24 protein-coding genes and 2 pseudogenes are annotated in these 21,371 nt (G+C 58.8%); 20 read left to right on the top strand and 6 right to left on the bottom strand.

All coding sequences use genetic code 11. From position 1 onward, the window contains the following. Positions 1–101: 101 nt before the first annotated feature. Together KQ933_RS30770 and KQ933_RS30765 are read right to left on the bottom strand one after the other, a co-directional pair. Positions 102–254: pseudogene (locus tag KQ933_RS30770) on the bottom strand (IS630 family transposase); the annotation flags it as partial. A 29-nt stretch (positions 255–283) separates the two neighbouring features. Further along, positions 284–898 carry a GAF domain-containing protein gene (locus tag KQ933_RS30765; protein ID WP_216759797.1) on the bottom strand — a complete coding sequence of 205 codons (615 nt, stop codon included), beginning with the start codon at positions 896–898 and terminating at the stop codon, positions 284–286. Between the two features lie 665 nt (positions 899–1,563). Between KQ933_RS30765 and KQ933_RS30760 the strand changes: the two genes are divergently transcribed. From KQ933_RS30760 to KQ933_RS30745, 4 genes are all read left to right on the top strand, one after another. Then, on the top strand, positions 1,564–2,439 hold the full coding sequence (locus tag KQ933_RS30760; protein WP_216759796.1) for a bile acid:sodium symporter family protein: 876 nt from the start codon (positions 1,564–1,566) through the stop codon (positions 2,437–2,439). A 218-nt stretch (positions 2,440–2,657) separates the two neighbouring features. Continuing rightward, positions 2,658–2,891, top strand: a complete 234-nt coding sequence (locus KQ933_RS30755) for a hypothetical protein (RefSeq protein WP_216759795.1) — start codon at positions 2,658–2,660, stop codon at positions 2,889–2,891. 11 nt (positions 2,892–2,902) lie between these two features. Then, a complete protein-coding gene (locus tag KQ933_RS30750) occupies positions 2,903–3,817 on the top strand; it encodes a hypothetical protein (protein ID WP_216759794.1) in 915 nt (304 codons plus the stop codon). Positions 3,818–4,106: 289 nt separating this feature from the next. Then, a complete protein-coding gene (locus tag KQ933_RS30745) occupies positions 4,107–4,394 on the top strand; it encodes a hypothetical protein (protein ID WP_216759793.1) in 288 nt (95 codons plus the stop codon). A 121-nt stretch (positions 4,395–4,515) separates the two neighbouring features. On the opposite strand, the gene KQ933_RS30740 is transcribed toward KQ933_RS30745, so the two are convergent. Both KQ933_RS30740 and KQ933_RS30735 read right to left on the bottom strand, forming a co-directional pair. Further along, the gene (locus KQ933_RS30740; protein WP_216759792.1) at positions 4,516–4,938 is read right to left on the bottom strand and encodes a DUF3775 domain-containing protein; all 423 of its coding nucleotides are present in this window, start codon (positions 4,936–4,938) and stop codon (positions 4,516–4,518) included. Positions 4,939–5,126: 188 nt separating this feature from the next. Next, positions 5,127–5,300 carry a hypothetical protein gene (locus tag KQ933_RS30735; protein ID WP_216759791.1) on the bottom strand — a complete coding sequence of 58 codons (174 nt, stop codon included), beginning with the start codon at positions 5,298–5,300 and terminating at the stop codon, positions 5,127–5,129. Between KQ933_RS30735 and KQ933_RS30730 the strand changes: the two genes are divergently transcribed. Then, entirely contained in the window at positions 5,284–5,598 is a 315-nt protein-coding gene (locus KQ933_RS30730) for a GYD domain-containing protein (protein ID WP_216759790.1), read from the top strand. The genes KQ933_RS30735 and KQ933_RS30730 overlap by 17 nt on opposite strands. A gap of 195 nt (positions 5,599–5,793) precedes the next feature. Here KQ933_RS30730 and KQ933_RS30725 read toward each other — a convergent pair whose 3' ends face one another. Further along, positions 5,794–6,213: a CBS domain-containing protein gene (locus KQ933_RS30725; protein WP_216760909.1), complete on the bottom strand. Its 420-nt coding sequence runs from the start codon at positions 6,211–6,213 to the stop codon at positions 5,794–5,796. Between the two features lie 167 nt (positions 6,214–6,380). Here KQ933_RS30725 and KQ933_RS30720 point away from each other — a divergent pair, with 167 nt between their 5' ends. The 3 genes from KQ933_RS30720 to KQ933_RS30710 all read left to right on the top strand — a co-directional run bounded on the left by KQ933_RS30720 (position 6,381) and on the right by KQ933_RS30710 (position 8,751). Continuing rightward, positions 6,381–7,157, top strand: coding sequence for a phosphoribosyltransferase (locus KQ933_RS30720; RefSeq protein ID WP_367882534.1), 777 nt, complete (start codon positions 6,381–6,383; stop codon positions 7,155–7,157). 208 nt (positions 7,158–7,365) lie between these two features. Next, positions 7,366–7,818, top strand: coding sequence for a pyridoxamine 5'-phosphate oxidase family protein (locus tag KQ933_RS30715; protein ID WP_216759789.1), 453 nt, complete (start codon positions 7,366–7,368; stop codon positions 7,816–7,818). A 285-nt stretch (positions 7,819–8,103) separates the two neighbouring features. Next, positions 8,104–8,751 (top strand): BON domain-containing protein, encoded by a 648-nt coding sequence (locus KQ933_RS30710; RefSeq protein ID WP_216759788.1) that lies wholly within the window; start codon positions 8,104–8,106, stop codon positions 8,749–8,751. A gap of 257 nt (positions 8,752–9,008) precedes the next feature. Here KQ933_RS30710 and KQ933_RS30705 read toward each other — a convergent pair whose 3' ends face one another. Continuing rightward, positions 9,009–9,815 carry a helix-turn-helix domain-containing protein gene (locus KQ933_RS30705; RefSeq protein WP_216759787.1) on the bottom strand — a complete coding sequence of 269 codons (807 nt, stop codon included), beginning with the start codon at positions 9,813–9,815 and terminating at the stop codon, positions 9,009–9,011. 71 nt (positions 9,816–9,886) lie between these two features. Here KQ933_RS30705 and KQ933_RS30700 point away from each other — a divergent pair, with 71 nt between their 5' ends. The 12 genes and pseudogenes from KQ933_RS30700 (at position 9,887) to KQ933_RS30645 (ending at position 21,370) form a co-directional block, all read left to right on the top strand. Then, a complete protein-coding gene (locus tag KQ933_RS30700; RefSeq protein ID WP_216759786.1) occupies positions 9,887–10,252 on the top strand; it encodes a hypothetical protein in 366 nt (121 codons plus the stop codon). Beyond that, positions 10,249–12,282, top strand: a complete 2,034-nt coding sequence (locus tag KQ933_RS30695) for an FUSC family protein (RefSeq protein ID WP_216759785.1) — start codon at positions 10,249–10,251, stop codon at positions 12,280–12,282. Before KQ933_RS30700 ends, KQ933_RS30695 begins: the two co-directional genes overlap by 4 nt. Continuing rightward, on the top strand, positions 12,279–12,488 hold the full coding sequence (locus KQ933_RS30690; RefSeq protein ID WP_216759784.1) for a DUF1656 domain-containing protein: 210 nt from the start codon (positions 12,279–12,281) through the stop codon (positions 12,486–12,488). Before KQ933_RS30695 ends, KQ933_RS30690 begins: the two co-directional genes overlap by 4 nt. Continuing rightward, positions 12,485–13,363, top strand: coding sequence for an HlyD family secretion protein (locus tag KQ933_RS30685; RefSeq protein WP_216759782.1), 879 nt, complete (start codon positions 12,485–12,487; stop codon positions 13,361–13,363). Before KQ933_RS30690 ends, KQ933_RS30685 begins: the two co-directional genes overlap by 4 nt. Before the next feature lie 373 nt (positions 13,364–13,736). Continuing rightward, positions 13,737–13,889 (top strand): annotated as a pseudogene (locus KQ933_RS30680) (short-chain dehydrogenase); the annotation flags it as partial. Positions 13,890–14,272: 383 nt separating this feature from the next. Beyond that, complete coding sequence (locus tag KQ933_RS30675) at positions 14,273–15,754, top strand: SidA/IucD/PvdA family monooxygenase (protein ID WP_216759780.1); 1,482 nt, start codon at positions 14,273–14,275, stop codon at positions 15,752–15,754. After that, positions 15,747–16,382 carry a 2-hydroxychromene-2-carboxylate isomerase gene (locus tag KQ933_RS30670; RefSeq protein ID WP_216759779.1) on the top strand — a complete coding sequence of 212 codons (636 nt, stop codon included), beginning with the start codon at positions 15,747–15,749 and terminating at the stop codon, positions 16,380–16,382. The genes KQ933_RS30675 and KQ933_RS30670 overlap by 8 nt, the downstream gene beginning before the upstream one ends. Continuing rightward, on the top strand, positions 16,382–17,383 hold the full coding sequence (locus KQ933_RS30665; protein ID WP_216759777.1) for a dipeptidase: 1,002 nt from the start codon (positions 16,382–16,384) through the stop codon (positions 17,381–17,383). The genes KQ933_RS30670 and KQ933_RS30665 overlap by 1 nt, the downstream gene beginning before the upstream one ends. A 131-nt stretch (positions 17,384–17,514) precedes the next feature. Beyond that, positions 17,515–18,597, top strand: coding sequence for an ABC transporter substrate-binding protein (locus KQ933_RS30660; RefSeq protein ID WP_216759775.1), 1,083 nt, complete (start codon positions 17,515–17,517; stop codon positions 18,595–18,597). Positions 18,598–18,621: 24 nt separating this feature from the next. After that, positions 18,622–19,689: an ABC transporter ATP-binding protein gene (locus tag KQ933_RS30655; RefSeq protein ID WP_216759774.1), complete on the top strand. Its 1,068-nt coding sequence runs from the start codon at positions 18,622–18,624 to the stop codon at positions 19,687–19,689. Next, entirely contained in the window at positions 19,686–20,567 is an 882-nt protein-coding gene (locus tag KQ933_RS30650; RefSeq protein ID WP_216759772.1) for an ABC transporter permease, read from the top strand. The genes KQ933_RS30655 and KQ933_RS30650 overlap by 4 nt, the downstream gene beginning before the upstream one ends. A gap of 8 nt (positions 20,568–20,575) precedes the next feature. Then, the gene (locus tag KQ933_RS30645) at positions 20,576–21,370 is read left to right on the top strand and encodes an ABC transporter permease (protein ID WP_216759771.1); all 795 of its coding nucleotides are present in this window, start codon (positions 20,576–20,578) and stop codon (positions 21,368–21,370) included. Position 21,371 lies beyond the last annotated feature (1 nt).

Below are 21,371 nucleotides of genomic sequence, written 5' to 3'. Positions count from 1 at the left end.
TGGCATGGTCACTCTGGCGACGCAGGCATCAAGCATCCGCAATGCTTTCTCACTACAAAGCAAGGCATCAAACGCAACTGTAGTACTAGAGCAGATCCTGTTTAATCTGGGTCATATCCTGCGACCTTGAAGTAGTTGGCGCATTCTGCCGTCGTGAAGCGAGGCATCAAGGCGCCCAGCGCGTCCCACAAAGCGTCGATCTTTCGCTCCGCCCGAGCCCGCAACATGGCTTTCAATTTGGAGAATGCGTTCTTACAGAACGCCTCTGCGTTGCAAGCCGCCCTTATAAGAGATCTTGAAACAGTGCCGCGAGCCTCACGCTATAGGCATGGACCAGCAGATAATCAGTATCATCATATATCCGCATCCGGCGATAGTGCAGAGAATACGTGCCAAGGCACCGGCCATCCAAGCCAACCAACGGGCTGGAGACGATAGAGCGGATTCCCGCGTCGCGGGCGAAGTCCCGAAAGGGTGTGGGGGTTTCGTCCTCGTCGATATCGTAGACGAAAACCGGCTTCTGCAACGCTAGAGCACGCGGGCTGACTGTGCCATCACCCTGTCTCACCTCCGGGAAGCGATCGACGAAGCCACTGTCAAAATTCGTCTGAGCAAACAGCGAGAGGCAATGCTTCTGTTCGTTCCAGATCCGAAGGCTTCCATGATCGGCGTGATTAGCGCGAACGGCATGGTCGAGGATCAACTCCGCGTCCTCACCGACCTTGAGAGGTACCTCGATCTGAGGACAGGTGAGAAACCAAATGTGTTCCAGCCTTGCGAGCTCTCGCCGGGCATCTTCGATCAGTTCGCGCAGGTGTTCTCTGCGAACCGCACTTGCTTCATCTGCAAGTTGCTCTTCGTACTGCACCAGGTTTTGCCGAAGAATAAAGCGGCGCATGTTATTTCACCGGAGCTGACTGGGCACAGGCAAAACACACCTCACGAACCCGTTGGGTCAAACGGACTTAGCCGAGGTGGAATGATATTATTTCATGATGACTCGACGCTCGAACACTGTCAATCACACACAACTCTGGCGATAAGGGGCCGGATAGCGAGTGCTCCAGCTGGGCCACCAGGCAGTGATCGACGGAGGATCGCTCGGCAGTGCCGCGCACCTCGCGAAGCTGCTGGAAAGGTCGATCGCCTTCGCTGCCCAGATCCACGAACCTGGCAGTCGGGATGGACAAGCGAGGGCAAACTTCGTCCGATCGGCTTAAAATATTCTGTCGTCAGCCCTTTGAGACGGCCTTTCATAAGGAACGCATTCGCGGTACCAGGCCTCAGCACTTGGTCTTCGCCCCACCAGTCACCATCAATATGACCGCGTATCGAAACGACCCGCAGGTACAGGGCCTGGTGTCCAAAATGCCTCGCCAGAGCGGAAAGGCGAAGACGAGATTAGGAGCAAGTAATACGTTTATTGACGGGAATCAAAGCGCCTCCAGCAGATTGGATAGACTATAAAATTTTCCGGGGCACGCCAGATTGGGCGACATCCGGAAGATGAGTATTCCGTGGAGTCAAAAATCGCTGAGTGACAGATGCGAGGGGGGTGTACTCGTGCTATCGGATTTGCTGAAATATATCCTCCAGATCGCACTGATTTCGTTCATGCTCGGCAGCCTGGTCGATGTTGGCCTGAAGCTTGAGGTCAGGGATGCGGTGGCGGCACTTCGCGACCGGCACTTCGTCGTGGCGAGCGTTCTGTCCGCGTTCCTCGTTGGACCGCTTCTTGCCGTCCTGATCGTATGGGCGCTTGCGTTACCACAGCCTTACGCGCTCGGCCTCCTCTTGCTGGGTTTTGCCCCCTGCGCTCCCTTCATGCCCGCTCTTTCTGATCTGGCGAAGGCTGATTCTGCCTATGCAGCGGCATTCATCATGATCGCTGCGCTCGGAACCATTGTCGTGATGCCTTTTGCTGTGCCGTTCGTTGCTCCCGAGCTTGACGCAGGCGTGGGCTCGATCGCCCGCCCGCTCCTCCTTCTCGTTCTGGCCCCTTTCGCGGCAGGCATCGCATTCCGACGCCTGTCAGCCAGGTGGGCGGATAGATGCCATCCGATCATGAAAACACTCGTCACTTTGAACATTCTCTTGCTTCTGATCATTGCAATCGCGCAAAACTGGCGTGACGTCATCGGTGCTGTCGGAACCTGGGCGATCGCGGCACAGTTCATTTACTATTGCGGCTTGGCAATCTGCTCCTACGCAATCTCTCTGAAACTTCCACTCGACAGGCGAGGCGTTGTAACGCTTGGTGTTTGCACGAGAAATGTCGGCGCAGCGCTGGCGCCGCTGTCTGCTGTTTCCAACGCCGACCCCCGATCCAGCACGATGTGCATTCTCGCCGCCTTCATCACGCTCCTCGTCGGATTTCTCGTAGCCAAGCTTCTCGCTCGGCTTGAGACGAAGGGAAGACTCGAAATGACAGAGGCTTAGCCTGGCCGGATTGCCGGGCAGATCCGCAGCCGAACAGGTCCCAGGATCGACATGCCCGATGGCACCGGAGATGTGTCGCAAATGACGATTTGATCTGCCGCAATGCCGGCAGCGCATGTGCTGGTAGCCTCGCTCCATAGCGCTCGCGCACCTTCTCATCCCGCATCTCGCAGGAAAGCGCCCGAGCAGAAGAACATCGGCTTGTGAGATCAACTGCCATGATCGTGACCCGAAGAATGAGCTACATCTGCGTCCCGGCGCGTTTCGGCCTTTTCAACGTCGTCGATCGCAACACCGGTCTGCCGCCTGACATCGATGTCACGGCAGTTTTCCTGACGCGCAATGAGGCGCGGCATCTCATTGCGGCGCTGGAAGGAGACGTGCGGCCGGCACCTAATGTGTCGCAAAGCAGCGTTCCCGATCCTTTCGCCAAGGACTGTGTTTGTACGTGAAGGATGTCGTAATGATAGATGCACGACCTTTGCGGGCGGCGGCTGTTGTGCCGACAGCGCTCGATGTCCAGAACCAGCTGGAGCGAATTCTTGCGAGCGAGGATTTTCGGCTGTCGAAGCGCGCAAGAAGGTTTTTGCGATTTGTCGTTCAGGAAACGCTCGCCGGAAGATCACGATACCTGAAGGCATATACGATCGCCGAGTCGGTGTTTGCGAAACCGAATTTCGATGCGCAGAACGATCCCGCAGTCCGCATCGAGGCGCGTCGGATCAGGAGCGAATTGGAGCGCTTTTATCTGAAGTCCCGAGATTTCGAACCCGTGCTCATCACGATACCGAAAGGCGGTTATGTTCCTTCATTCATCATGAACACTGCACCCTGCAGGCGCCAAGGTCACCCGCCAGGTCCCGTCATGTCCGCCAGCAGGAGAACCGGTCTATCCAATTATTTGCGGCAGCCTGTCCTGTTTTGGGTTGGTGCGACCGGATTGAGCGTTGCGGTAGCGGCGCTGCTCCTTGCACATGCACCCTCACTCGCCGAGACGTCGGCTGAGCCCCTTGAGGAGCAGCTGAAGCCAACCGTCATCGTGGAACCATTCTACGCCGCCGGTGGGGCCGAGGCGCGCTTCCTCAGAGATCAGATCATAGTCCGGCTGGTGGCTGGCGGGAAAATCTCGGTTGTCGTCCAATCGGCTGGGCCAGACCATTTGCAGGGACAACATTATCTCCTGCAGGCAGGCACGAGAGGAGCGCAGGGGCCGATGCGGCTGACCGCCCGCCTCGTACGAGAAGGCGATGGTGTGGTTTTGTGGTCTCGCAGCTACGATTTGAACGCGCGTTCCAGCGCGTCGACGGAGTCGGAATCGGCACTCGCCAGCGACGTCGCACGAGACGTCGCGGCGACTCTTCAAGCCTCGAACTCATAGCACGCTCGACTGAAGTTGGAGCAATACCGATGCACCGAACAGCTCACAGAACTCGAGATCGCCGCACCGGGAGAGACAGGCATAATTGGATCTACCGCGTGGCGAAACGCAATCGGGAAAGCTGCCGATATCGCGACCACGTAGTAGGCTCGCCGTTCTTATTGCTCTTTTGATGCGCGTCAAAGAAGGATTTTGGCCGATCTCTTAGATTGTTTTGGATCCATCGGACCTCGGCTGGCGTTCAACCAAGGCCTGTCCCAAGAACGCAAAATTCAGAAGGTCGCCGCTCATGTCGTTGAAACTGGTCAGTGGAATGATGAAGTCGTCTGGCGAGGAAGCTCTGCTCCTGATGGAGGCTGCCGGCGCGGAGCATATTGTCCTTGTCAGCAAAGAGGCCCTCATGGCGGTTGCAGAGCCACCGCGCTGTGATGAGAGCCGCTTGCAGGAAAACATCGATGTTTTCAGCCAAATCGCTGATGCCAAATACGCCGCCGGGGGCGCGGAGCCTGATGGTCGCATTAGAATAACGGCAGACGACGTTGGCACCTGGTTCCGTTCACGAGAGGCGGCAACATGATCGCCGGAGGTTTAGTTGCCGATCAAGAGCCGACTTTGCTTCATGGCGGATGTCCGATGGCTTCGACAATCGCACCTCGATGAATTGGTCGAACTGGAAGGGGCGGTCCGACATCGCCTTGTCAACCTTCCATTAAGGTGGCTTCTGTCTCGCCGAACTGGTCAAGCGCCTCTTCAAGGTAATCCGACAGCAGCGGCATGCCCAGCAGATAGGAGGCAGTGCGTCCGTTGTGCGCGTCGGCGGCCTGCTGGCGAAGGTCGTCCCAGTCCGCGGCATCCCCATCGCCACGCCCAAGCCAGGAAAGTGCCACAAGGTCGATCTGTTCGTCCTCGTTAAGCGCCCAGATCACGCTGCGCAATTCCTGCTCCACCGAGTCGTCGGGGTGGTCTTCAAGGATTTCGATCATATTGTCATCCGTCGGATTGGAGCCCGGATCCGGCTCGGTCATGACGTCTTTGGCATCGAACTCTCTTGCCTTGAGGATGACGTAGCGCACTTTCTCGGGCGAAATGCCCGGCTTCCATTCTTCGCCTACACCAGTCATCGACAGCCTCCTTTCGCGCGTGAGGATTTCAAGCATCTTGATCCCGATTACATGTCACGCTTTGCGTTGCGTCAAACGGGACGCCTGCGAGCGGAAATAAGGTGGGGTCGTGGGCCAAGCAAAGTCGGAGGATAGTGGCGCAGTGGCCTTCGCATTGGGAATAACGCAAGGATCAACATGATGTGTTTTTACAGCGGCCGCCGCTGACCGCGGCGGATATCCGCAACGCTCGAGAACGCGCCCGCAAAGCCAAGTTTGTGCGGCATTTCAGTTTCCAATTGACGCCCATCAATGTCCTCAGCGCAGCTAGGATCCACGCTGATCTCCTCATCAAGGAGGTACAAGATGTCGACATTCATCATGCTCACCCGCTTGAGCCATGAGGCTCTGAGAAACCCCCGCGCCATGAAGACCCTGAGCCATGAACTCGCTCAATATATACGACGTGATTGTCCCGAGGTGCGCTGGATTTCAAGTTTTGTAGTGCTTGGTCCGGCAGACTATGTCGATATTTTTTCCGCGCCCGATATGCTGTCTGCGACGAAGGTGGCAACACTCGTCCGGACGTTCGGCCATGCCACAACGGAGATCTGGCCCGCGACCGAATGGCCCGAGTTTGAGAAATTGCTTCAACAGCTTCCGTCATTGATTACCGAATAGTCGGCTCAATTAGCGGCGTTGATCGTTTCAAGGCTCAGGCGAACCAGAATGCGCCAACGACTTCAGAGCTGCAGGATATGATCAGGATTGAACAGGATCTGCTCTAAGTGGGAGGATGTTCTTCGATCGATTGACTTTTTCGTGTGAGCTGAAACTCCCGCCATGCAGGCATGGCGGGAGGAAATGCAGGGCTTATCAGGCGTGATGACCGCTGACCGCTCTCAGCAATTCTTCAGCAAGCGGCCGACTGCCGCAGTGCGTAATGTCGCCGATGGCAAGCATACCAACGATCTCGTCTTCTGCATTCATGACAGGCAGGCGCCGGATCTTATGCTTTTCCATCATGCGTACTGCTTCCTCAATGCGGTCCGACGTATGGCAGAATGTGGCGCCCGGCGACATGACCTCCCGTGCCGTAATCCCGGAAGCATCGTGACCATCGGCAAGGACGCGTATGGTGAGATCGCGGTCAGTAATCATCCCGATCATGCGCCCGTTCTCGGTGACGGGAACGGCTCCGATATCCTGCTTTTTCATCAGTTTGGCGACCTCATTGATACGCGTGGTCGGCGAAACTGATTGAACCTGCTTATGCATCGCTTCTGATACATGCATGATATGTCCTCCTGGTCCAAAACAGAACGTACCTGTCGAAGTTTCCAGGAACGGGTCAGCAACTGCATTGACCAGGGTCAATGCAGTTACACACGGATTTGCCCCTCGCTTCCGCAACGTTAAACCAGGTCGACCACACAGGTACGGTCTCTTTCCGTTCTGCAAACTTGACGGAGATCAATGCAACAAAGTCGTCATCGTGTTGTCCTGTGCAGATTTCCAACACCGGCATCTCCGCCCTGCAGGCGACAGCAGGGATGGCGGCGGATGCGACCGGCGCTAGAAAGGAGCCGCCGATGTTGTTCGATGACCGAACCGACGCGGGCAGGAAGCTCGCTCAAGCTCTTGAAAGATACAAGAATGATCATGTCGTCGTGCTCGCGCTTCCACGTGGAGGCGTGCAGGTAGCAGCCGAGATAGCAAGATATCTGGATGCTCCGCTTGACCTGCTTCTGGTACGAAAAATCGGCGTCCCCATGCATCCGGAGCTCGCGATGGGAGCGATCGTCGACGGATTGGAGCCAATCGTCGTCCGCAACGAGCACGTTCTCCGCCTCGCAGGTGTGCCCGAATCCTCGTTCGAGGACGTGCAGCGCCGCGAATGGGAGGAGATTGAACGTCGTCGGCACCGGTATCTTGGCGTCAGCCCTCATCAGGAAGTCTTCGGGCGCATCGTCGTGATCGTCGATGATGGCATTGCCACAGGTGCGACAATGATGGCGGCCATTCGTGCGTTGAGGCAACGCAAACCGAGTAAGATCGTCGTGGCTGTGCCTGTCGCGCCTCTTGAAGCGCTCGAGCAATTGAACCAGGCAGCCGATGAGACTGTCTGCCTGTCCACCCCCGCCTTCTTTGAGGCAATAGGTGCCCATTATCGGGACTTTCGGCAGCTGAGCGACGATGACGTCATCGCATTGATCCGGTCGGTCCCGGCCACGCCATGATGCCTGTTATGCGTCACACCTCGGCGGAGCAGATCGTCCGATCGCTCCCAAACAAAGGGCATCAATGAACATTTGGTGCAGTTGTTGCTGATGGAAGGCGGTCCTGGAGGTGTCAGGTTACTGCCTGCCGCCGCTCAAGTGTTGCACTGCGTTGGTTAAGAGATCGCGAGAACGCCGCGCCATTGCGTTTTTGTCGGAGGCAATCGCCATGACCATTGAGGAACTGAACGCAGAGGACTGCTTTAACGTGCTTCAACACGCAAGAACCGGGGTGCTGGCATGCAGCTACCATGACAGGCCCTACGCGGTGCCTATTCAAATCGCCTATGACGAACGAAAGATTTATGCGTTTTCGTTGGAGGGCAAGAAGATCGAAATCATGCGTGCCAATCCGCAAGTTTGTCTTCTCGTGCAGGAAAAGAAGGGATCCAGAGACTGGTACACCGTCCTTGCTTGCGGGCGGTTTGAAGAATTTCGCGACGAGGATGGCTTCGCCGGTGAGATGCATCACGCCTGGAGCCTGCTGCAGAGGAAGAGCGAGTGGTGGGAGCCGGGGGCCATCAAGCCCGAGGGCTACGGAAATGATCGCCCGTACAAGCACGTCTTCTTCGGGATTTGGATCGAAGAAATCTCCGGTAGGCATAGCAAGGAGATCGAATGACATCGCGGGCTCAGACGGTACCGCTGCATTACACGCCCCTTTGATGCAGATCAAAGGTCCCGAAGCAGCTTTCTGATATTAATTTCTATCATGGTTGCGCCTACCTGAACCATGATCGGGCGTGGTGAGGTTCATCGTTCGCGTGCTGCCTTAAGTCGCTGCCGGAGGGTGCTCCAGCAGAGCGCGGCTGCGTGCGACACCGGCAAACCGCCCGAATGCATCTCACATGTCACCACGTGATCTTCACCTTTGCTTTCTCGCGTCCCCACATGAAAGGAGCAAGTCATGGACGATCTGACACTGAGACAGAACATCCTCGATGAACTGGAGTTCGAACCGAGTATTGACGCTGCCAATATTGGCGTCGCCGTCGATAATGGCGTCGTGACACTGACCGGCCACGTGAGTTCCTATCTTGAGAAGGAAACCGCAGAAGGGGTCGTGAAGCGGGTGAAAGGGGTGCGCGCGATTGCTGAGGAGATTGGCGTGCGCATTGCCGGGACGTACGAAACCGAAGATGAGGACATCGCTTGCCGTGCCGTCAATACGATCGATTGGAAGGTTTCCATTCCAAGGCAAGCGGTCCAGGTCAAGGTCGAGAATGGATGGCTTACGTTAACCGGCGAGGTCGAGTGGCAATACCAGAAGACCGCAGCCTATGATGCCGTTCGCGACCTCGCCGGGGTCGTCGGCGTTTCCAATTTGATCGAGATAACCCCACGGCTGAGTGCTGGCGACGTCAAGAAGCGTATCGAAGATGCCTTCAAGCGTGATGCAGAACTTCAATCTCAAGCCATCCAGGTGGAGGTTGCGGGAAGCAGCGTGACGCTCAAGGGCAAAGTCCACAGCTGGTCTACGCGGCGTGCTGCTGAACATGCCGCGTGGTCGGCACCGGGCATCCGCAATCTCAACGACCAGATTGCCGTCGACTAGCAGATGAAAATCCGATCTCGGAGGGCGATCCCGAGTGCTTACGCAGTTCCACCGTCTCCTATCGACAGGACCGAACTAGCAGATGCCGGCGAGGCGTGACGGCAACGCCGCCGGCACGCAGATATCTGCGGATGGTATTGGATAGGCCCGTGCTGCGGTGTATCTCCCGGACCATACGGGATTGAAACATGGGTCGATTCTCAGTGATATTTTCCCGCAATCCCGGGTCAGCTCTCAGCGCAAATCAACACTGAATCCTATCGATCGAAATCTTTAAGGTATTTGGCGGGAGACACGCCGAGCGCTTTCTTGAACATCGTGATGAACGCAGACACCGATTCGTAGCCAAGATCGCCCGACACCTGCTGCACTGGTGCACCTGCTGCGAGGCTGCGGATTGCAATAATCAGCTGTAGTTGTTGTCGCCAACGGCCGAAGGTCAGGCCCGTCTCTTGTTGAACAAGGCGAGCGAGTGAGTTCTCGCTCAAGGCCATTCGCTTTGCCCATTGCGCTACCGTGCTTCGGTCGGAGGGATCCTTGACAAGCGCGGTCGCAATGCGCTCCAGCCTCGGCTCCCCTGTCAGCGGCAGATGCAAGTGCTCGACTGGCATCTTCGATAGAGCCGACAGAAGCAGGGTCGTGATGAGTTCACCATCGACCTCTGCGACCTCGGACCGGTCAGCCAATTCGATGATGAGCTCCCTGACGAGGGGCGAAAGCGCAAGGGTGCAGCAGCGGTTCGGCATCTCGACCGCAGTTGGCTCGATGAATAAGTAGAACAAGCGCGCGTTGGCTGTCGCTACATTGCTGTGCGGCATACCGGCAGGAACCCAGACGCCGCAATGAGGGGGAACCATCCACATTCCGCGGGGAACGCGACATGTCACTCCGCCCCGCAGCGGCATGACGAGTTGCCCCTTGCGGTGGCTATGTTCTGGAGCTTCCCGCTCGTTTTGCGACACGTCGATCCGGATGGCATGCACTCGCGATGCGTGCTCTTCGAGATCTTGATCAAGGAGGGCGCCAGGGAGCGACACCCGTGGAAGGGGGAATTTAGTGATCATCTGAGGGAATATCTAAATTTCTCAGCACAATTTGTCGATAGTCTTTAGCAAAATAAATTCGGAGAGTGATCATGGCAGCTGATGAGCACGCCCCTCACTGGGTGTCTGACGTGGTTCAAACGGAACTTCGAGAGCCACAAAAGTTCTGCGGCAGGACATGCATCCTGCTTTTCCCGCCCATCGACAACTGGCTTCCGCGCCCCTCCGTAACGAGACGCATCGCAAAGAAGCTCCTTTCAAAAGTTCGCGCCATCCTTGCCTCCAGTACGCCTTCCATGTCTCCAGCTGAATGTGAGAAGGCGGCGGAGGCTTATCTGCATGCCTGCACCGCTGTTCCGTTGTTCTGCTATGTATCACCGGCACTCTATGGTCTTGCGAGCAAAGTCGGCGAGCAGGCCCTCGAGCAATGTGGTTCCCAAGCTGGAGATGAGCGGTGAACGCGCGACCGGTGGTCACCACGAGCAGTGTGATCTTTTCGGTAAAGACGTTCATCGCGGCGATGCTCGCCTATTTTATCGCGATCCGTTTTGATCTGCCGCGACCGTCCTGGGCGGTGGCCACGGTCTACATTGTTGCTAATCCGCTTTCCGGCGCGGTCGTGTCAAAATCGATCTATCGGCTGCTGGGAACGCTCATTGGCGGCGCGGCCACGATCATCATGGTCCCTAATCTGGTGAACGAACCGATCCTCCTGTCGGGCGCGATCATCTTGTGGGTGTCTGGATGCACGTTCATCAGCCTTTTAGATCGCACGCCGCGCAGCTACGTTCCTCTACTGGCGGGTTATACTGTGCTTCTGGCGGGGCTGCCGCTGGTCACCGCTCCGGCAACTGCGTTTGACACTGCCGTCTCTCGCGTCGAGGAGATCGGGTTGGCGATTATCTGCGCCTCGATCGTCAGTCATATTGTTCTTCCGGTCCATGTGGGTGCGGTGCTTCTCGACCGCATCGATGGTTGGATAGCGCGAACGCAAGACCTTTTGACCACAACAGCAACAGGCAAAGCCGATAAAACCCGAAGCAGGGCAGAACGACTTGCTTTGGCCGCAGAGGCGGCCGATCTGCGGTCGCTTGCGGTGCATCTTCAATATGACGGGTCGCGATATCGCCGTGCTGCATTCCTGGTTCGGTCGCTGCAGCATCGGATGGTGGCTTTCCTCCCACTATTGAGCGAACTTGCGGATCTCCGCCGTTCACTGGAAAGGCTTGAAACCTCCACTTCACAACAGGCTCTGTCGTCGATCAGTCAGGCAGCTTCTTGTAGGTCAAACGCCTCTCGCAACGCCTTCAGGCGGGAGATCGATACGCTTGTCCCTTTGGCCGCGCCTCCGTCCTGGGAAAAGCTGGTACTTGCCAATGTCGCACGCAATCTCAGCGATATTCTTCACCTTGCCGATGCGTGCCGCGACCTTCGAGATGCCGTTGAAAAGGAGAATGTGGGGGGAGTGGCCAGCCGCTTCCGCCACCGGGATCGAATATCAGCGCAGCACCGCGACTTTGGAATGGCTTTGCTGTCAGCACTGACAATCGCGATCTGCTTGGTGACGGCCATGCTATTCTGGATCGCAAGCGGCTGGACCGACGGAATGACATTCGCTCAAATCTCGGGCGTCCTTTGCTGCTTGCTCGCGACAATGGACGATCCGGTCCCCGCAATGAGAAAACTTGCCGATGTTACGATCGGCTCTGTCATCGCGGCGTTCGTCTATGGCTTTGCGATCCTGCCGATGATCGACGGCTTTGCACCACTCGTTGCCGCGCTCGGACTATTTCTGATCCCCGCCGGCATATGCCTGGCCGTGCCTTCGCTCGCGATCGTCGGCATGGGCCTTTGCATAAACTTTCCGCTTCTTCTCACGCTGCAGTCCCATCAGAGCAACGACTTTTTGGCCTTCGGAAACGCCGCAATCGCGACCGTCCTTGCGATGATATGGGCGATCCTGATCTCCGGCATCTTCCGATCTGTCCGGGCTGAAACCAATGCAAGACGACTGTTTTCCGTGTCCCAGCGACATGTGTCAAAGATCGCGGCCGGTCGACACACCGATGCAGAGCTCACCCACCATCGCCTCATCGATGTTGCCGGTCTTTTTGCTTCGAGAGCAGCGAAACTGTCGCCGACCTCGGACATCTCGAATGGAGACATCATTCGAGATCTGCGAACGGGACTTCACCTTATCGCTGTTCAAGAACTGCTTGTAGACCTCTCCGAAGTGACGCAACCATCAGCAAGCGCAGTTCTCGCAAGAGTGGCGCACCTGTACGATCTTGCCCCCGCTGATCGGGACAAACCTCTTGCGGACGCGCTCGGGGAATTGGACGATCTGATCATGACGCTGGCGGTTTCGAACCCTGTTGATACGGAAGAAGAGCTTCTGATGCACGCCGTTGCCCTTCGTATCTGCCTCGCTCCGGAGGTTGATCCACCGATGTTTCCGAAGCCACCTTCTTTGGGGAAAGCCGCGTGACCGGGCAACTCGATCTTTATGGCGTCTTCCTGCCTTCGCTTGGGGTATTCGCCTTGTTGGCCTACGGTGTTTTTCGCGCCCTTGCATGGCTTCTCGGCAAAGTCGGATTTTATAGCGCGGTGTGGCACAGGCCCCTCTTTAACCTGGCATTGTACATCAGCCTTGTCGGCATGTTTTCCGTTGCCAGCAACTGGACTTCAAGATGAAAAACATAGCGTTCTTTTCGGGTCGCGTTCTCCTGACCCTGTCAATGGCCGCCTGCGCGGCGGTTTTTGGCTGGCACCTGTGGTCCTTCTACATGGAAGCCCCGTGGACCCGGGATGCGCATGTCCGGGCCGACATCGTCCGGCTGGCGCCAGACGTTTCGGGCCCGGTGACGGAGGTCCTCGTGTCGGATAACGCCCACGTGGAGAAGGGAGCGCCTCTGTTTCGCATTGAAAGAGACCGCTTCGAGCTTGCGCTGCGTGAGGCGGAGGCCCAGGTTCAAAGCACTCAAGCTGCTGCCGAGCTGGCGAGGGTCGATTTCGAACGGTATCAACTGCTCGCATCCAAAGAGGCAGCCAGCCTGAAAGATCGACAGCATGCTGAAGCCCAGATGCATCAGGCGGACGCTGCATACCAATCGGCGATTGCCGCTCGGGATCTGGCGAAGCTGAACCTTCAACGGACGACGGTGAGCGCGCCGGCATCTGGAACGGTCACGAACTTCTCTCTTCGTAGCGGGAACTACGTGTCCGTCGGAAACGCAGTCGGCGTGCTTGTTGAAAACGACGCCATGTACGTCGCGGGATATTTCGAAGAGACGAAGCTCCCCCGGATCCATGTCAATGACGAGGTGCGCATCGATATCATGGGCGAAACGCTACCGATCATCGGACATGTTGCAAGCATCGCGGCTGGAATCGAGGATCGGGAACGAAGCGATTCCGCCGGCTCGTTCGCAAGCGTGGCGCCGACATTTTCGTGGGTGCGTCTGGCTCAAAGGATCCCGGTGCGGATCGAGATTGATCATATACCAAGTTCTGTTCAACTCGTTGCGGGCAGAACCGCGACGGCCTCTATCCTCCAAAACAGCAAATGAAATACGGTGCCTGTATAATGCAACTTGGGTCGGCAGGTGCGGGTTGCTTCAAAGAACATGCGGTCGGCCCTCGAAATGGACGGACGGGCCATTGTTGACGAGATACCAGAGATCATACCATTGCGTGGATTCCGGATCGAAGGGCCGCATGCGCTCGTCCACGAGAGCCCGGCCCGCGAAGTAACACCGCTTCGTCCAAGCCCCACAGGTCGCGAACGAATGTCAATGTTCGATGCGGTCTGGTTCGGATGAGGTGATCTCAGAGTGCTGGGCCAGAAAGCTGGACAGTCGTCGTCGCGAGAGCGGCGCGATCAAGCGGGCAATTCAGACGACCGGTCGCGATGCGGCAACGGCTTCAAGGTAGCCGTGGCCCAGGGAGGGTGCCGCGCTGATTGGCGTGCACTACACCGCCAATGCGGATGCGGCCAATGCCACGGTACGCGACATCGAGGCGCTTGACGTCAAGGCCGTCGCTGTGAAGGCCGGCCTCAGACAGGGCAAGGACGCGGCCAAAAGCCTCTGGGCGCATTCAGCGAAGCAGCCGGCGCCCACATTCATCCCCTGACCGGCAGACACCGGATCAGGCCTACTTCAACGCGCTGGCACCAATGATGGTGGCGGTATAGTCGAGGCGGAAATCCACTTAGCAATCGGCACCAAGCTGTTCAAACAAACCGAGCCGGCTCTCAGATCAATATCTCCGGCGAGCATCGCTGGCTAAAGCCATTAGCGTAGGATTCCACCCCTCCGGTATGCGCCCCATCAGTTTCGATCGGCCGCCTTGCCTGACCCACTCCGCTCAGGAGGAGCCGCAATTCGCCGCGATTGATTTTTAGCGTTGGCATTTACATTTCGATATTTGCATCATATTATTTTCATAATGTCTTTTTAGAATAATGAGACAATTAAGTGGGAACAAACGATCTACCCCGCCCGGCATCACTTGAAGCTTTGGAAAAGCGGCTTGAGCTCGACTTGCTCTGGCTCAACCAGCCGCCCAAGGCGTGGCTTCCTGGGATCAAAGTGGATGGAGTGGAAGTACTCGACGTCGCCGTCATTGGCGCGGGGCTCTGCGGACTGATAACGCTTGCCGCCTCGAGAAAGGTCGGCATCAGAAATGCCCGAGCATTCGACCGCGCGCCAGAAGGGCGGGAAGGCCCCTGGATCACCTATGCGAGGATGGAGACGCTTCGCACCCGCAAGGACGCCGTAGGGCCGGCGCTTGGCATCCCGTCCTTGACGTTCCGTGCTTGGTTCGAAGCGCAATATGGGGCTCAAGCCTATCTCGACTTGGGCCTCATTCCCCGCCCGATGTGGATGGACTATCTCGTCTGGTATCGACAGGTGCTCGATCTCGACGTGGTTAACGACGCTGCGCTGACTGCGATTGGCTTCCGCTCCGATGGCCTGATCGCTCTGGAGTTCGACAGAGCCGGAACGACGGAGCAGGTTCTCGCCCGCCGCGTGGTTCTGGCGACCGGCCTAGACGGGCTCGGCGCTCCGACGCTTCCGGATGTCGCCATGCGTATACCGTCGCGCTTCGTTAAGCACGGCGCCGATCTCATCGATATGGCATCCTTGAACGGCAAGCGTGTTTCGGTCGTCGGCGCCGGCGCATCGGCGATGGACAATGCTGCGGCCGCCCTGGAGGCGGGCGCGGCGCGCGTCGACATTTTCGTGCGTCGTGCCGATATCCCGCGTGTCGACAAATTCACCGGGGTCGGCAGCCAGGGGATGACGCACGGATATGTCGGCTTGCCGGATGCGGACAAGTGGACCTATATGGTCGCCGGCGAACGGGCCCAGATTCCGCCGCCGCGCCACAGCGTGCTGCGCGTCTCGCGCCATCCGAACGCTTTCTTTCATCTGGCGAGCCCGATAAACGAACTGGTCGAGGCTGGTGATGCGGTGGACGTCGTAACGCCGAAAGGGCGTTACCGGACCGATCTGGTGATCTTCGCGACGGGCTTTTCGGTCGATTTCGGCAAGCGGCCGGAATTTTCTGCGCTTGCCGGCAAGATCCTGCTCTGGCGCGATGCTTATACTCCGCCTGCCGGCTGGGAGCATGAAGGGATCGGTTCCACGCCCTATCTCGGGCCTTCTTTCGAATTCCTGCCAAAGCCGGGACTCGATCCCGTTGTCGCCGCCTCGGTCTCGCGGATCGCCTGCTTCGCCTATCCGGCGGTTCCCTCGCACGGGAAGATCACCAGCGGGATTCCCTCGATCAGCGATGGTGCGTTGCGCCTTTCGACGGGTCTCGCGCGCTCGCTCTTCGTGGAGGATCGGACATACCATCTCGATCGCTTTTTCTCCTTCGACACGCCGGAGCTTATGGGCGACGAATGGACGGATGCGGATATTGACGAGGACATGAGCATTGCGAATGGATGAACGACGCCCGGAGCTCCAGATTTTCTACGGCATCTCGTCGCCATGGGCCTATTTTGGCGCCCGGCGGGCCGTTGCGATTGCCGCTGAGAACGGTGCGGCCGTGCGGCTCAGGCCGATCCGCATCATCGAGGCGAATGGCGGCATTCCGCTGCGCAAGCGTCCCGATGCGCGCCAGCTCTACCACGAGGTCGAATTGCGCCGGTGGCGGGACTATCTCGGCATGCCGCTTAACCCGAAGCCGAAATTCTACCCTTGCCGGACGATCGAGCCTGCCGCGCAGGCGGTGATCGCGATCCAGAAGGCGGGTCTTGACGCGATTTCCTTCTCGTTCGCCGTGCAGCGGGCGCTTTGGGCCGAGGACCGCGACATTGCCGACCTCTCCACGCTCCGCGACATCGCGCGGGCAACGGCCGGCGAGGCGGCCGCAAGGCTCGTCGCCGATCCGCAGGTGGATGACATCGTCGCGGAGTGGCACGGCAATCTCGCTGACGCAGAGCGGCTCGGCATCTTCGGGACGCCGACCTACGTCGTCGGCAGGGAGCTTTTCTGGGGCCAGGATCGGCTGGAGTTCGTCGACCGCGCCCTGAAGGCCAGCAACACCACTGAAATGCGTGAGGAAAAAGCGTGATGACCGACGCAAGAAAACTGCATGACGAGGCGATCATCGTGGATGGCCTTCAGACCTGCCAGTGGAGCCGGTCGATCTTCGAGGAAATGCGTGCCGGGGGGCTGACAGCCGTCAACGTCTCCTCCCTTCTTTGGGAGAATTTCCGCGAAGGGATCGGTTACGTTTCCGAGTGGAAGCGCTTTCTGCGCGAGAACGACGACATCATCCGGCCGGTCCGCACCGTCGCCGACATCCATGCTGCCAAGGTGGAAGGCAAGACCGGCATCATCATCGGCTGGCAGAACACATCGCCGCTGGAAGACAAGCTCGACTACGTGGAGATCTTCAAGGATCTCGGTGTCGGCATCATGCAGCTCACCTACAATACCCAGAACTATTCCGGCGCGGGCTATCTGGAAGAGTTCGACAGCGGGCTCACCGGGTTCGGCAGGGAGGTGCTGGCGGAAATGAACCGCGTCGGCGTGCTCTGCGACCTCAGCCACGTGGGCGACAAGACCAGCGCCGACGTCATCGCCTATTCGAAAAAGCCGGTCTGCATCTCGCATGTCCTGCCGCGGGCACTTCGGGACGTCAAACGCAACAAGCCGGACGAACTGCTTCTCGCCTGCGCGGAAAAGGGCGGCCTGATCGGCGTCAGCCTGTTTGCGCCGGGCCTTGCGGCCGGCAACGACGCGACGGTCGAGGACTACCTGGATGCCATGGCCTATGTGATCGATCTCGTCGGTGAGGATCATGTCGGGATCGGCACGGACTTTTCGCTCGACCGGCCGCGCCCCGGTCCCTGGCTGCTCTGGGCGAACAAGGACAAGGGCACTGCGCGGACGCTGACCGAATTCGGCTCCGTGAAGATATCGAAGCCAAAGGGAATCCAACGGATGACCGAGATGCCGAACCTCACGGCCCGCATGCTGGCACGCGGCTGGAGCGAGGAACTGGTGCTCAAGCTTCTCGGCAGGAACTGGCTGCGTATGCTCGACGCGGCCTGGACGCCGATGGCCTGATCTTCTCCGACATGGATTGTCGGCGGGAAGAAACGGCCTCGGCTAATCGAGCATAAGGCCGCGTTTGCGGGAACAGGGAACTGCATGGCGACAAAAGAATAAATGCCATGCCTCAAACTGGAGAGACGGACATGACGATACGCATGCAAAACGGAATTTTGCGGATCTTCCTCCGCGCCGGCATTATTGCCGCTGGCCTTGCCGCTTTTGCCGGCGCGGCCGAGGCCCAGGACGCCTCGATCAAGGGAACGGTGAACGTCGTCGGTTTTTCAGGCGTCTTTGCCGACAACTATCAGAAGTTCATCATCGCGGCCTTCAAGGAGAAATATCCCGGCATCGAGGTGACCTATCAGCAGAGCAAGAATTCCGCAGAGACGCTCGCCCTTTTGACGCTTCAACAGGCCGACCCGAAGATCGATGTCGCCCTGATCGATGTCTCGGTCGCCATCAAGGCGAACAAGAGCGGTATTTTCGCCAAGCTCGATCCGGCCAAGGTCCCGAGCCTTGCCGAGATGCCGGACTGGGCCCGTCTCGACGGGGACAAGGCAATCGCCTTCTCTCAGGATAATCTCGCGATCCTTTACAATACCGACAATGTGAAAGAGCCGCCGACGAGCTGGAACGACCTGACCGACCCGAAATACAAGGGGAAGATCGCTGCAAAACTCGGCGATACGCGCGGCGTCATCCTGCTGCCGATCCTCGACAAGCTCAAGGGAGCCGACTACAAGGACACCGTCGATCCGGCAATCGACATGCTCAAGGAAATCGCCCCGAACGTCTCGACCTGGGAGCCGGCGCCCGATTGCTACGCCGTCGTCCAGAGCGGCGAGGTGGATCTCTCCATCTGCTGGAACGGCCGCGCGCAATACCTGCACGACACTCAAGGCGGCAAGATTGCTGTTGCCGCGCCGAAGGAAGGCTCGATCGGCCAGACCAACACAATCGGTCTCGTCGAAAACTCTAGGAATGCCGAGGCAGCACAGCTCTTCATCAACTATGCGCTGGGTACCGAAGCACAGGCGACGTTCGCCGAGAAGAGCTTCTACGGACCGGTCAATGCCAAGGTGACCCTGACGGACGCGGTTGCCGCGCGAATCTACGGCTCCAAGGAGGCTCAGGCCGCCCAGATGTCACTCGACTGGAACTTCGTTGCGGACAAATATTCCGCCTGGATCCAGCGCATCAACCGCGAAGTCATCGCGCTCAACTGATCTATCTTGAGGGAACTGGCCGTCATGGCTGATCATCACGTCATCATCGAAAATCTCGTGAAGACCTATCCAGGCGCCCAGAAGCCTTCCGTGGATCACGTCAGCTTCTCGCTGCCGCGCGGCGAGATGCTGGCCCTGCTCGGGCCTTCCGGCTGCGGCAAGACGACGATCCTGCGCATGATCGCCGGTCTGATCGCCCCAACGTCGGGCGCGATCAGGCTCGATGGCCGGGACGTTTCTTCCATTCCTGTCTACAAGCGGAACATGGGCATGGTCTTCCAGGCCTATGCCCTGTTTCCCCACATGACGGTCGCAGAAAACATCTCCTTCGGCCTGGAAATGCGCAAGGTCGGCAGGGCCGAGCGAGAGGAGCGCGTCAGGAAGGCACTCGACCTCGTCAAGCTTGCCGGTCTGGGCGGACGCAAGGTCAGCCAGCTTTCCGGCGGCCAACAGCAACGCGCGGCGATCGCCCGTTCGCTGGTAATCGAGCCGGAGCTCCTGCTGCTCGACGAGCCGCTGTCGAACCTCGATGCGAAACTGCGCGACGAGATGCGCGATGAGATCCGCGACATTCAGGCGCGTACCGGCGTGACCGCCATCTTCGTGACCCATGACCAGGACGAGGCGCTTTCGATGGCCGACCGCCTGGCGGTCATGTCGGCAGGAAAACTCGAACAGATCGGAACCCCGCTCGACATCTTCGACCGGCCGCAGACTGAATTCGTCGCGTCCTTCATCGGTGCGGGAACATTCTTCGAGGGTAAAGTCGCCGGACCGGGCCTTGCGGAGGTCGAGGGCCTGCCTCCGATTCATTTCGCCGGTGAAGCCGCGGTTGGATCATCGATCAAATTGATGGTGCGGCCTCACCGATTGCTGCTTGCGGGAGATGCCGGCCAGCCGAACAGCTTCAGCGGCGTGGTCGAGCATATCGTCTATCGCGGCCAGATCCTGACGCTGAGCGTGCGCTGCGGCGGGCGCTTGCTCCAGGCCGATCTGCCGACGCATGCGGGTATCCTGCCAAGGAAGGGCGACGATGTCACCCTGACCGTCGCGCCCGACGACGTGACCCTGATCGGTCGGGAGGCCGCATGAGCGCCGCCGTGACAGCGCCTGCGAGCGGCGCGCCGACCACCTCGAGGGGCATCCTGCTGCTTCTGCTTCTGCCCGGCCTCGTCGCGCTGGTCATCACCTTCCTGCTGCCGCTCCTCTGGCTGTTGCGCGCCTCATTCGCCTCTTCGGCCGTGGGAGCGCTGAGCGGCGGCGACTGGACGTGGGAAGCCTACACCACCGTCCTGTTCGATCCGTTCTACTGGCGGGTAGCCTGGAATACCCTGGTTCTCGGCTTCAATGTCGCGATCTTCGCCGTGATCCTGTCCTATCCGATCGCGCTTTTCCTTGTCCGGACGGAGAGCCGCTTCCGAGGTGTGCTGACGGCGCTTGCGGTGGCCCCCCTGCTGACATCGTCAGTCGTGCGGACCTATGGCTGGATGGTGATCCTTGGAGACCGGGGCGTCATCAACAGCACGCTGCAGTCGCTTTCGCTCACCGACGGCGTCATCCGCCTCACCAACAACAGCTTCGGCGCCACCGTCGCGTTGATCGAAATCCTGATGCCCTATGCGATCCTCGCGATGCTCAGCGGCTTCGGCCGATTGAACGTTCAACTGGAGGAGGCGGCCGCGATGCTCGGGGCCAACCGGCTCAAGGCGTTCACGCGCATCGTCCTGCCGCTCAGCCTGCCCGGCGTGCTGACGGCGGCGCTCCTCGTCTTCGTGCTGGCGATCTCCTCCTTCGTGACGCCTCGGCTGATGGGGGGAGGGCGCGTCTTCGTGCTCGGCACGGAAGTCTTCAACGAGGCGACGGTGACGCTCAACTGGCCGCTCGCCGCGGCGCTTTCGGTCATGCTGCTCGTGCTGTTCAGCAGCATTATCCTTCTCTACCAGCGTGCGCTGCGCGCGCTCGAAGTGTGAGGCCGGCCATGCAGAATTCCTCGATCCTCGGTCGAGTCGCCTGGAGCACGCTGATCACGCTGCTCTATCTTTTCCTGCTGGCGCCGATCGTCATCGTCTTCATCATCTCATTCGACACGCGCCAGTATCTCGCTTTTCCGCCGGAGAGCTTCTCGTTCGGATCCTATGTGAAGGTCTTCGAGAATGCGAAGTTCATCTCGGCCTTCTGGCGGAGCCTGGCGATCGGCGCGATTGTCGGCATCGTGTCGGTTTCGGCCGGCATGCTCCTGTCGTTGTCGCTGGTGCGCTACACGTTCCGCGGCAAGGCGGCGGTGAATTTTCTCATCCTTGCGCCCTTCCTCGTGCCACACATCGTGCTGGCCGTCGGCATCATGCTGGTGATCGCGCCGATCGGCCTGCTCGACAGCTATCCCGGCATCATACTCGCCCATCTCGGCATCACGATCCCTTACACGGTACGAACGATCACCATGAGCCTGATGGCGGTGGACACGCGGGTGGAAGAGGCGGCGCTGGTGCACGGGGCCTCTCCGGTCATGGTATTCTGGCGCATCACCCTGCCGCTGGTGCGTCCCGGGCTGATCGCCGGCGCCGTGATCGCGTTCCTCATCTCTTTCGACGAGGCGACGATTTCGCTCTTCATCGTCTCGGTCAAGGCGTCCACGCTGCCAACCGAGATCTATCACTATCTGGAATATTCGACCGACCCGCAGATCGCCGCCCTTTCCGTCATCCTGATACTTATCTCGATCGGCGTCGTGGTGGCGGTCGAAAGATTGGTCGGCCTGCGCAGGGCGATATGAG

Origin of the sequence: Rhizobium sp. WYJ-E13 (assembly GCF_018987265.1) — a bacterium.
Taxonomy (GTDB): Bacteria; Pseudomonadota; Alphaproteobacteria; order Rhizobiales; family Rhizobiaceae; genus Rhizobium.
Note: the sequence above shows the minus strand (reverse complement) of the source record. Positions and strands in the feature narration are given on the sequence as shown.

Bases quoted from the DNA above. Each gene is read 5' to 3' on its own strand.
- KQ933_RS30705 (WP_216759787.1), bottom strand. From the start codon at position 9,815: ATGATCACTAAATTCCCCCTTCCACGGGTGTCGCTCCCTGGCGCCCTC.
- KQ933_RS30740 (WP_216759792.1), bottom strand. From the start codon at position 4,938: ATGACTGGTGTAGGCGAAGAATGGAAGCCGGGCATTTCGCCCGAGAAA.
- KQ933_RS30650 (WP_216759772.1), top strand. From the start codon at position 19,686: ATGAGCGCCGCCGTGACAGCGCCTGCGAGCGGCGCGCCGACCACCTCG.
- KQ933_RS30655 (WP_216759774.1), top strand. From the start codon at position 18,622: ATGGCTGATCATCACGTCATCATCGAAAATCTCGTGAAGACCTATCCA.
- KQ933_RS30725 (WP_216760909.1), bottom strand. From the start codon at position 6,213: ATGCATGTATCAGAAGCGATGCATAAGCAGGTTCAATCAGTTTCGCCG.
- KQ933_RS30750 (WP_216759794.1), top strand. From the start codon at position 2,903: ATGATAGATGCACGACCTTTGCGGGCGGCGGCTGTTGTGCCGACAGCG.
- KQ933_RS30670 (WP_216759779.1), top strand. From the start codon at position 15,747: ATGGATGAACGACGCCCGGAGCTCCAGATTTTCTACGGCATCTCGTCG.
- KQ933_RS30715 (WP_216759789.1), top strand. From the start codon at position 7,366: ATGACCATTGAGGAACTGAACGCAGAGGACTGCTTTAACGTGCTTCAA.
- KQ933_RS30710 (WP_216759788.1), top strand. From the start codon at position 8,104: ATGGACGATCTGACACTGAGACAGAACATCCTCGATGAACTGGAGTTC.
- KQ933_RS30735 (WP_216759791.1), bottom strand. From the start codon at position 5,300: ATGATGAATGTCGACATCTTGTACCTCCTTGATGAGGAGATCAGCGTG.
- KQ933_RS30700 (WP_216759786.1), top strand. From the start codon at position 9,887: ATGGCAGCTGATGAGCACGCCCCTCACTGGGTGTCTGACGTGGTTCAA.
- KQ933_RS30665 (WP_216759777.1), top strand. From the start codon at position 16,382: ATGACCGACGCAAGAAAACTGCATGACGAGGCGATCATCGTGGATGGC.
- KQ933_RS30685 (WP_216759782.1), top strand. From the start codon at position 12,485: ATGAAAAACATAGCGTTCTTTTCGGGTCGCGTTCTCCTGACCCTGTCA.
- KQ933_RS30645 (WP_216759771.1), top strand. From the start codon at position 20,576: ATGCAGAATTCCTCGATCCTCGGTCGAGTCGCCTGGAGCACGCTGATC.
- KQ933_RS30765 (WP_216759797.1), bottom strand. From the start codon at position 898: ATGCGCCGCTTTATTCTTCGGCAAAACCTGGTGCAGTACGAAGAGCAA.
- KQ933_RS30745 (WP_216759793.1), top strand. From the start codon at position 4,107: ATGTCGTTGAAACTGGTCAGTGGAATGATGAAGTCGTCTGGCGAGGAA.
- KQ933_RS30755 (WP_216759795.1), top strand. From the start codon at position 2,658: ATGATCGTGACCCGAAGAATGAGCTACATCTGCGTCCCGGCGCGTTTC.
- KQ933_RS30730 (WP_216759790.1), top strand. From the start codon at position 5,284: ATGTCGACATTCATCATGCTCACCCGCTTGAGCCATGAGGCTCTGAGA.
- KQ933_RS30660 (WP_216759775.1), top strand. From the start codon at position 17,515: ATGACGATACGCATGCAAAACGGAATTTTGCGGATCTTCCTCCGCGCC.